The organism is Pedobacter sp. PLR (genome assembly GCF_026239675.1).
Classification (GTDB): domain Bacteria; phylum Bacteroidota; class Bacteroidia; order Sphingobacteriales; family Sphingobacteriaceae; genus Pedobacter.
Map to the genome: position 1 here is coordinate 1 of NZ_JAPIVQ010000015.1, position 10,141 is coordinate 10,141.

The window sequence follows — 10,141 nt, forward strand, 5'->3', positions numbered from 1 at the left end:
TTTTAAATCATACGAACGAACGTTTACGGTTTTCCGTAATACTGAATAGATAACTCTTTTTACCTTGGGATCTTATTTAATGTATGCTTATATTCTGGTACACTGAAGTTGGTCGAAAGCAAGTAGGGCCAGTTCTTGGATGTCTCAACTCAGCCCAAGAAGCATTGGAAAGAAGAGTCAAAAAAACACGTAAGAATAAGTGACAATTTCTGTACTTGAAATATTTAGAAATATCTCTCAAGTACAGAAATTGTTTCTAAATTTAAAGAGAATATTAACGCCCTTAAAAATTTAATAATGGACCAACTAGACGCTGTCCGATCTTACAAGGACAGGATTAGGATTTTTTTTATACTTTATTATTTCAGTGAACCATTTATCGATCCCATAAGACCCGAGGCTGTAAGGGTATTCCGAACTGAAACCAGGATACAGAAAATCGATTTCCTACTGCGTAACCCGGATTATCTAGCTTACGAACTGCTATTGCAGGCTAAAGGTGACGAAAGAAAGAAAGATGAAGTCAAAGCTATTGTCAAGCAGATATTCAATGATCAGGAGCCTTTATTGAAGCGTCTTGAAATGGAAAAGTTCTTTTTCGGAGCATACGAGGATATTGATGATGTGGTGGCTTTTTTAAAGGGCATAAAATTTATTGACTTCACTAGCAAGAAAAGTAGGGATTTTAAGACTATTGACAAGCAGTATTTTATCATGAAAGCCGCTGAGGAGAAAGTAAACAGCGCTTTGGCCGGGATGCCTAATATTCATTGGTATGAGGACAGGTGTAAGCTCATTGCTAAATATTTTGGGGATTTATCTGGGAGCCAGTTAAAGGTCAATCAGTACAGGGTCGATGAATACCGCGATACCAGTTACCATCAGTACATTGGTACCATTGAGCAAACAGTGAAGACTGATTTCAGTAAATTATATAACGAAATATTATGACGTTCGATTTCAAGGATTTTGTAAAGAATATCCATAACCAGTTCAAAGAAAATTTATCACTGGAACAAACTAGGGAGATGTTGGACATCGGGGACCAGTTTACAAAGGATACGCCATTATCTACAGGAAAGAGGCTGATTATAAAAAGGATTGCTTTCAGCGGTGTAAAAGCTACAGAGGTAACCAATAGCTATGCCGGGGATGTTATAGCTTATGACCAGCGGGTAGAAACAGGGATAAATATTTGGATAGCTGATAATCTGAAAGGAAAATCAAGTATTTTTAAGATACTCAAGTACGCGCTTACTGGTACTAACTCAGTCAAGCCGAATGTCAAAAAATGGATCCACTATATTTTGATCAATTTCAATATCAGTGATAGGGAATATACCATTCATATGGACACCAAATCAAGATTGAAGGCTTCACTTTACAATGGAACGATAGATAAAAAGGAAGAGGTATACCAGCATGAGCAGGACATTATTTTTAGCACTTCCAGTGAATTGGATTATCAAAATCAAATTCAGGATTTTTTCTTCAAGCAATTCGCTTATTACTCTCTGAAATGGACCCAGAAGAGCTCGCAGAAAGACAGTACTGATTTGCTGGAGGTGGGCGCAAGTTGGAAAACGTATTTTAAATCCATTTTTCTTGAATCTAGTGATAGCGCCGTTATGTACGGAGATCAGGGCAAGAAGATATTTCAAATGCTACTTGGTCTGGAGCTGACTTACCCGATCAATTATTTTAGCGTTGAAAAAGATAAGCTCGTCTTTGATAGAGCTAAAAGGCTTTCGGCTCCTGTTCAAAATACTGCTTTTCAAAAGGAGAACAGGGATAAATTAGCTGCCAGGCTTTACGAAATCAATGAGTTGTTGCGCATCAGCAGCGAGCAGCCTAAGTCGAGTGTTAACCTCAATGCACTATATGGAGAACATGATCTTCTGGTAAAGAGCCTTCAAGCTGAAAGCCGTAGACTACTTGATATTGAAACTCAGATGTCGGGCGAAAGGAAAGCTTTGGAAACCATTAAAGAGAAGCGTGAAAGGCGCACGTCTGAAGCCCAGCGCATTCGCAGGGAGATGCTAAAGACTCAGCGGCAAATTGCAGATCTTGTAGAGTACTTAGAGGTTGGGATTTTCTTTTCTAACCTTGATATTAAGCAGTGTCCTTGCTGCAGTCATGCAGTTACAGACGTTAAGAAAAAGAAGGCTGCTGCTGAAAAGGTTTGTTCCCTGTGTAATGACAATGTAGACCCAGAAGGTGAGGATGTCTACCGGGAGGGATACAAACAAAAGATAGAAAACTTAAAATTGGTCCTGACCAACCACCAGCGTGACTTTGATCACCTAGGGGACGGGGATAATCAGACTGAATATGATAAAAAGTACAACAGTATTATTGCCCTTGAACAACAAAAAGCAAACCTTATTGACACGACTACCATCACTATGCGTTTAGAGAAGATCAGTGAGATCTTTGAAGCTGAAAAGGATAAGGAAGTTATTCAAGACCCTGCGAGGGAAAAACTGATTGCTGAAAAGGCAGTAATCACTTACCAACTTCAGGAGAAACCTGCTGAACCTGCGGCTGACAATTATGCCGAAGGTGATGTTAAGATTGAAGTTCTTACAGCAGCGATAATGGAGTTGAATAAACAACGCTATGCAGTGAGTTCTTCTGTCCTTGTAAGGTTGTCAGACCTGATGCTGGCTGAAATACATGACATGGGGCTTAATTCTATTTCAGAAATTGAGATTACCGACAAGTTCGAGATTAGGTACAAGCAGGACGGTGATTTCATTGGCTTTGAAAATATTGCTGAAGGAGAACAGCTGAGGGCCAAGATAGCTTTATACCTTAGCCTGATCCAGCTGGACATTGAATTTAATTTTGGCCGCCATACGCGTTTTCTGATTATTGACAGTCCTGCAAAAGAAGAAGCGGATGCGAATTACATGACAGGGCTTTCGACTTTATTAAAAACTATTGAGCAAAGGTTCGGCGGAGAACTCCAGATCCTTATAGGTACTGCAGAAAGGTCACTGGTTGATACCGTTCCTCAGGAAATTCTTACTGCTGAAAACGAATTTGTATTTTAACAGGATGGAAGCCCTCAAGGATTTTGCTGCGCTTTGTTTACCTGAGAAAATCAGATTTTTCGATGATGCAGAGATACAAAAGTTTTTCGATTTGGATGATATCCAGCTAAATGGATTTTTTAAAAACATTGTGCTGGACGAGGCAGAGAATGATTACGTCAAAAAGAAAGCATTGGGCAATTATGTCGATGTTGTACTTTTGAATAAAATAAAGCCCAGGCAGGCTTTGGGATTGTTTGTTGATGACTGGAAAAAAGATGGAGAACTTTTCCTGGAACTGGAGCGGCTAAAGACAGTATTTATTTTCCATGAGCTTGAACCTGATAGTATCGAGGAGATATACAACGCCCATTTGCTGAATTATGAGGGCGAGCTTGCGGCAGAAAGCAGCTTGAGGCTGGGAATGATCCAGCTTCAGAAAGGGATGTTGGCTGAAGACAGGGCACTTTCTCTAAAGTATTTTAGCGAAGGTTATGCATTGTTCACTAAATCGGATCAAATCATTGAAAACAGGATAGATGCCAGGATATATGCGCTTGTCAGTTCAACCTTAATTGATTTAATGGATAGCCGTACGGGAGCTATTGATGGCGGGATCCAGCAGATAGGCGCATATCTTTTTCAAATGCAGGCTAGTTCCTTTGCGGACAAAGAAGTTCCCCTTTATCTTGGCCTATACCGGATTTTGCTCTATCTCAGTAAAATTACCAACGAGGATCCAGATAATTGGCTTAATTTCAGAGAAGGACTCAGGAATCTGCATCACCAGTATGCTTTAATAGAGAATGAAAATCTTTCAAAAAGGCTAAGTGAAGGTGTTCTGTCTGAAAGCTTCAGGACTCTTGTCCAACAAAAAATGCTCAAACCATATTTTGTGCTTAATTTCTCCGCCCAGGTCAGCAAAATTAAATCAAGAATAATTGAACTTGGTGATGAGGAAGAAGCAAGCTTTCTAAGGAAACTCCTGAATTACCTTAGTGAAGAAGGAGTAAAAAAAAAAATAGAAAAGGCTGCTGTCAAAGCTAAACTTTCACAAATATTTGCGGACCGTGGAAGTGCGAATATTGATGCTGCATTGTCTGGGATTACCGACTACAGCGATGCGATAGCTATCATGAAGGTTTGTGAACAACTTTCTTCTCCCTCTTTAGAAAGCTTTAAAGACCACCTGATTGCTGCCTGCCTTAAGATGCAGGGAAACCGTAAGTATTGGAGCGGCTATTCGGAAGATGACCGTAATACTTTTATTGCAAACCTTTTGGAAGCTTATGGTTATCTGGTCAAGGACCAGACCCGGTGGAGTACTTCTGCACAGGGCAAATCTGCTGGTGAAATTGACTTATTTGTTTGTGAATCTAATGGGGTGCCTTTCACAATTATAGAAGCGCTTAATCTGGATTCGTTAAAGCAAGACTATTTGATCCTTCACCTTGATAAGCTCTTTAATTATGATGCGAACGGGAACAAGGCTAACTTTATTCTTATTTATTCTGATGTTAAAGATTTTTCGTCTTTTTGTTCTAGGTATTTAGCCTTTGTTTCAGGTCATACTTATGAATATCCTTTGGTCCGTATTATGGAGGTAAATGATTATTCATTTATAGATATCAGGATTATCGAATCTGCTCATACCAGGAACAATGCTGAAACACTTTTGTACCATGTCCTGATTGACCTGAAGAAAAACTGAGTATGCTGGAGATTAATAATCGGCATGCAAGATTTATGCCATGAAAAATCATTTTAATATCAGGCTCTAAAATGTTTATAGCAAAAAACAATTAGACATTTGTACTTAACCGAAATCTGGATCGATGTCGGTGATTCCTAAATTTTTCACCTATTGTCTTATATACTCCAAAATGGAGGTTTCGGATAATTTTGACCAGCGATATCTTTTTAAAGATCAATAATGTCTACAAAATGGACATCCAGACAATAAAAATATTGTACTAAAACAAGAAAATATAAATAAAGGACAGCAAGTTTGTTGGCTACGACATGATTTGTCGTAGCGCTCCTTTACATTTGAAATACCCTTAGTAACGCATTGGGCTGCGCTAATTTATACAAGAAATTTAACAAATGAAAAATAATAAGCTAGACATAGACCGCTACTTGAAAAAGGGAACCTATGTAGTCCCAAATTATCAAAGAGGTTATAAATGGCCTGTAAAGGATAAAGAAGGTAAAAGTTCTTTGATCTTTTTTATAGATAGCTTAACTCAAGCTTTCGATAATGAGCTCAGCGAATATTTTCTAGAAGCGGTAACTGTAGTAGAGGAAAATGGAACGGTGATTTTGGTGGACGGACAGCAAAGAACCACCACCTTGTTTTTATTGCTCGCTGCTTTAGGGGATGTTCAAAGTATTCAGGGTAAACTACGGTACGACATCAGGCAAGATTCCCACAGGTTTTTGAACAATCTGGTGGAAGATGTGAAGGTGGAGATCGAAGATGAAAATACGCAGGATATATTTTACTTTCAGGAAGCAAACAAGGAAATTGAAAAGAAAATTGCCTTGTTAAGTTGTAAGGATACCTTCCTGACGTTTTTGAAAAAGAATGTGTTTTTGCTTTATAATACGGTGCCCAAAAGTAAGGCAATCAATACTTTTATTGCTTTGAATGGCTTAAAAGCAGTGATGAAAGAAGAAGAATTGATCAAATCAGAGTTGTTGATTAAGTCGTCTAGAAGTGTAGATCAGGAATATGAGGAAGGAGACGAAGCCAGTAAACTAAGCCTGGAATGGAGGGTGACGGAGAAACGTGGGATTTTGGCGAGAAATTGGGACAAATGGGTTTCTTGGTGGAATCAAAAGGAAGTCAAGAATTATTTCGTTATAGATAACAAACATCCCCTGCATTATTTATTGCTAACTTATTGGAATATCCACAGGTCGAACGGCATTAAAAATAAGGAGTTTTCATTTGATAATTTTAAATCAGAGTTTCTCAGCGCTGATCAAAAGGCCATTTCGCACTTTGAAGGATTAAGAAAGCTGCAAAAAGGCTTTGAAGATCTGTACAGTAACTATGAGCAGCACAATTACCTTGGTCTGATCTTGAAGACAAGTAATGAGCGGAGCACCCCACTTTGTTATTTTCTTGATCCGAAGATTAAAGAAAAAATCAGCTTGGAAGCGTATGCAAAATGGTCTCTGGTGCGTGCCAAACATCGAGAAATCATTGAGGATATCACGGAAAAGGAAGAAGGTGCTGAGGAAGTACTTGTCAAGTCAAGAAAGGCAATCGAGGCGATCAACTTGCTGGATGAACAATATATTTACTGTGATGAGAAGGATGTTAAGTCTTCTGACAGGTGGAATTTAGCCTGTGACTTTTTGGCTTTCCTAAATATAAGGGAAGACAACAGGCTAAAAAGGAAATTCGATTTCTCCATTTGGGGGGATCGTTCGCTAGAGCATATCCATCCTCAATCAAAAAAAGGAGAACTCAATTTCGAAAGTCCTGGCTGCGCTAATGGGAGCGTTCATTGCATTGGAAACCTGGTACTGTTATATGGTTTCGATAATTCTAAATTTAGTAATAAGGATTTTGATGATAAGAAAAGCATTTATTTTGATACTTCAATAAGCTTCACGAGCCGCCACCTATTGCACACCGTCTCTGTTTTCGCGCAACCGAAATGGGATGCAGATGAAATTATGAGCAACAAGAATAAAATAAACGCAGAACTTATAAACTATTATGGATTTAAATAACCAAGCGCTAAGTAGCACCCCAGAATATTCATTAGCAGAGTTGTTTTCAACGGCAAAAAGGAAGATTATTATCCCTGATTTTCAAAGAGATTACTGTTGGGGCGATAAAGCCCATGGCGCAAATGGGAATACTGATATCGTGAGTAGTTTCTTGGAAACATTGATTGAAGCATTTAATGATGATAAAGATAATGAGGTACTGTTGGGTAAAATCGATGTCTATGAGCATCCAAAGGAATATATTCACCTGACTGATGGACAGCAAAGATTAACCACGCTCTATCTCCTAATTGGGATGTTGTATAAAATTACTCGGAAGGAGAAGTTGAGAAATTGTCTGATCTCCGAATTTGAACTGTTGCATGAAAGTAAGTCTCCATATCTACAATATGCGATCAGAGAATCTACGGTATTTTTTCTACAGGATCTTGTGAATGAGTTTTTTATTGCGGAGAATAGTCTTAACGTTTCGGATATTGTTAAACCGAATAATTGGTATTTTAAGGAGTATAATTTGGATGAATCAGTAAAAAGCATGCTGCTTTCACTGGCAGTAATCGAAGGAAAACTGAATAGTAATATCAAATTAAGCAGTGACGAATTCCTGGACTTTATTATCCATAAGGTAAAGATTCAATATTATGATGTTCAGGACAAAAAGCACGGCGAAGAACGCTTTGTGATCATCAATACCACAGGTAAAAGTTTGACTGTTTCGGAAAATGCAAAGCCTATTCTATTGGCAGGAATTACTGATGAGATCAAACAGGCAATGTTCGCTGAGCAATGGGAAGATAGAGAAACCTGGTTTTGGAAGAATAGATCTAAGGATGAAAATATTGCGGACAACGGGGTGAATAAGTTTCTGATCTGGTGCTTTCAAATCATCGATAAACAGGATGAAGTTGATCTGATAAAGAAAACTAAGGACCTTTTAAAGTCAAAAGAATCCGAAGCTTATTTAAATAGGATCAATAAGCTGTTTAAAGCACTAAAAACATTGATTTCGCTGTTGGTAGAAGAGCGGTTCAAAAAGCAGTTTCAATTTATAAACGCTGGTGAAGTCAATGGCCTTAATGGGTTGCGAGCGCTTGCCAAGTTCAACGAGCAGAACGTCTTGTTGCCTATGCTAGCTGCAATAGAGAAGTTTGAAGACGATGGAGAGGGCTGCTATCTGCTTCTACGCAGGCTCAGGAAAAATATTTTTCACAAAGAGGAGCATTGGAAGGATCGAGAAAAAAGGTACATCGACTGGAGGTATTTGCTTCAGCTCTTGGAAGACTCGAAAAGTATGAATGAGGTGCTGACTTTTTCTGGAAGTTTTGTGCAGTTTGGAAATATTAAGTTACCGGAATCTACTTGGTTTGATCTTGAAGAACAGAAGAAAGCTGTGTTTGTTGCGCATAGGGAAACGCTTGAAAAATGGGAAGACCATAAGTATTTTATGGGTGATTTAACGTTTTTATTTCAGACAGCTTTATTTGAGGATGAGGCCCAAGATATACTAACTTCAATAGCTGCGTTCGATGGCGAATTTGAAGTTCTAGAAAAGTTATATTCCAATTATGAAAGTACGATATGTTTGATTTTTAAAGAAGAATCTGCGCAAGCTAATGTCAAGATGGCCAATATGTTTAGGTTGTTCAGGGTATTTATTGGATGCAATAATGTGGGTCATATTTATAGAGCTTCTTATGATTTTGAAGGTGTTTTGTTCTCCAGTTTAAATCGGGGACACCTAGGGAAAAGATCCTTTATGAGATTAATCAGGCAGGAGCCAACGCAGTTGTTCAGTTATTGTGAAAACCTGATCAATCAGCGGATAAATGACTTAGATATTTTCAATCCTTCAGGATTTAATTGCGAAAAGTTGATTAAGGCATGGTTGACTTTAAAAGTGTATGCTGCTAATGAAAAAGGGTTGTTGCTCCCGTTTTATGATGGGAATGGTACTGGTGTTGCCTGCTATACTAACATGGACAGAAATCGGATGATCAAAACTGAGCCTTTCTCTTTGGAAAACTCTCTTTGTGGTTTCGCCGTGAAAAGTGGTGGGGGTGGTAGTGGTTATGTTCATTATACAGGCCAAAATCTCTGGTCTGACTCAGAAATTATAGATGCGCCATTTTCCGGGATGAGTTATGATGAAAAAGACCGAAATGCAGCTGAAATTGCTGTGAATAAAAAAGAAATAGATCGACTGATGGAGATGATTTTAATTCCAACAGTATAACGGAGATATTTACCCTATGCCTTGATATTTAATATCAGGTAAAGGGTTTTTTATGAAAAATTGAAGTATATGTCAAAACTGGAGATCACACATCGTCATTCCGCCATCATCAATAAGCTAAAAAAACATCCGGCATCCTTAAAAGAAATTGAAAGGCATTTAGAACAAGAATCCGAAATACGGGGTTGTATACTTACCTCCACATCAAAAACTTTTAAACGTGATCTGGAAGATATTTTTTCCTTATACCATTGCGATATACAGTATAATAGAGCAAATAATGAGTACTATATTAAAAGTACGGAGGAGGATACGATAAATAACCGAATGCTAGAGGCATTTAATACGTTTAACGCTTTAAATTCGAGTGTTGGGTATAATGAGTATGTTGAATTTGAGGAAACAGCTTCAAATGGATCAGAGAATTTTCATGGCATTTTGCATGCTATAAAAAATAAGGTGGTCTTAAAGATTAATTACCAAAGTTATTGGAGTAGTACGACTAGGGAACGAAATGTTAAACCTTATTTTTTAAAGGAGTTTAAAAACCTTTGGTACCTAATTGGACAAGACATTGATAAGGATGAAATCAGGACATTTGCACTCGATAGGATGAAGTCCATCGAAATTACAAGGAAGAAATTTGTATATCCAGTTGAGGAGGAACCTAAGTCTTATTTTGACAACTGTTATGGAATAATTTCCGGAGACCAGCGTAAGCCTGTTGAGGCGGTTGTTTTATCCTTTCATCCATTTCAAGGGAAGTATGTGAAGTCGATGCCCTTGCATTCTAGCCAAAAAATAGTGAAAGATACTGATGAGGAATTGGTGATTAAACTGTATGTGTATCCGACGTTTGACTTTGAAATGCAGTTACTTTCCTATGGTCCATTGGTACAAGTACTAAAACCAGTTGAGTTGAGAGATACAATCAAAGAAAAATTGAAAAAAGCGCTGGAAAATTACAGATAATCAATCGAAATTTGGTTTCTCTTATTATTGAGTGTTTTTATTGAAACAATTACTAACGATTCAAAATGGACGTTTTTGACTATCTATTTTAAAAGATCAGGGTATGTAAAGTAAACTGTCGTGTCAAGGCGGTGAAAATCAAGGAGGATCATCA

At 38.0% G+C, this 10,141-nt stretch carries 6 protein-coding genes; all 6 read left to right on the forward strand.

The window, feature by feature from the left end:
- The first annotated feature begins 297 nt into the window (after positions 1–297).
- Complete coding sequence (locus tag OQX61_RS23940) at positions 298–951, forward strand: hypothetical protein (RefSeq protein WP_265844371.1); 654 nt, start codon at positions 298–300, stop codon at positions 949–951.
- Positions 948–3,056, forward strand: a complete 2,109-nt coding sequence (locus OQX61_RS23945) for a hypothetical protein (protein WP_265844372.1) — start codon at positions 948–950, stop codon at positions 3,054–3,056. Before OQX61_RS23940 ends, OQX61_RS23945 begins: the two co-directional genes overlap by 4 nt.
- A 4-nt stretch (positions 3,057–3,060) precedes the next feature.
- Positions 3,061–4,746: a hypothetical protein gene (locus OQX61_RS23950; protein WP_265844373.1), complete on the forward strand. Its 1,686-nt coding sequence runs from the start codon at positions 3,061–3,063 to the stop codon at positions 4,744–4,746.
- A gap of 395 nt (positions 4,747–5,141) precedes the next feature.
- The gene (locus OQX61_RS23955; RefSeq protein ID WP_265844374.1) at positions 5,142–6,782 is read left to right on the forward strand and encodes a DUF262 domain-containing HNH endonuclease family protein; all 1,641 of its coding nucleotides are present in this window, start codon (positions 5,142–5,144) and stop codon (positions 6,780–6,782) included.
- Positions 6,769–9,015 (forward strand): DUF262 domain-containing protein, encoded by a 2,247-nt coding sequence (locus OQX61_RS23960; RefSeq protein ID WP_265844375.1) that lies wholly within the window; start codon positions 6,769–6,771, stop codon positions 9,013–9,015. The genes OQX61_RS23955 and OQX61_RS23960 overlap by 14 nt, the downstream gene beginning before the upstream one ends.
- Before the next feature lie 69 nt (positions 9,016–9,084).
- Positions 9,085–9,987, forward strand: coding sequence for a WYL domain-containing protein (locus OQX61_RS23965; protein ID WP_265844376.1), 903 nt, complete (start codon positions 9,085–9,087; stop codon positions 9,985–9,987).
- Positions 9,988–10,141 lie beyond the last annotated feature (154 nt).

Excerpts from the sequence above, each read along its gene's own strand:
- OQX61_RS23940 (WP_265844371.1), top strand. The coding sequence starts at position 298 with ATGGACCAACTAGACGCTGTCCGATCTTACAAGGACAGGATTAGGATT.
- OQX61_RS23945 (WP_265844372.1), top strand. The coding sequence starts at position 948 with ATGACGTTCGATTTCAAGGATTTTGTAAAGAATATCCATAACCAGTTC.
- OQX61_RS23950 (WP_265844373.1), top strand. The coding sequence starts at position 3,061 with ATGGAAGCCCTCAAGGATTTTGCTGCGCTTTGTTTACCTGAGAAAATC.
- OQX61_RS23955 (WP_265844374.1), top strand. The coding sequence starts at position 5,142 with ATGAAAAATAATAAGCTAGACATAGACCGCTACTTGAAAAAGGGAACC.
- OQX61_RS23960 (WP_265844375.1), top strand. The coding sequence starts at position 6,769 with ATGGATTTAAATAACCAAGCGCTAAGTAGCACCCCAGAATATTCATTA.
- OQX61_RS23965 (WP_265844376.1), top strand. The coding sequence starts at position 9,085 with ATGTCAAAACTGGAGATCACACATCGTCATTCCGCCATCATCAATAAG.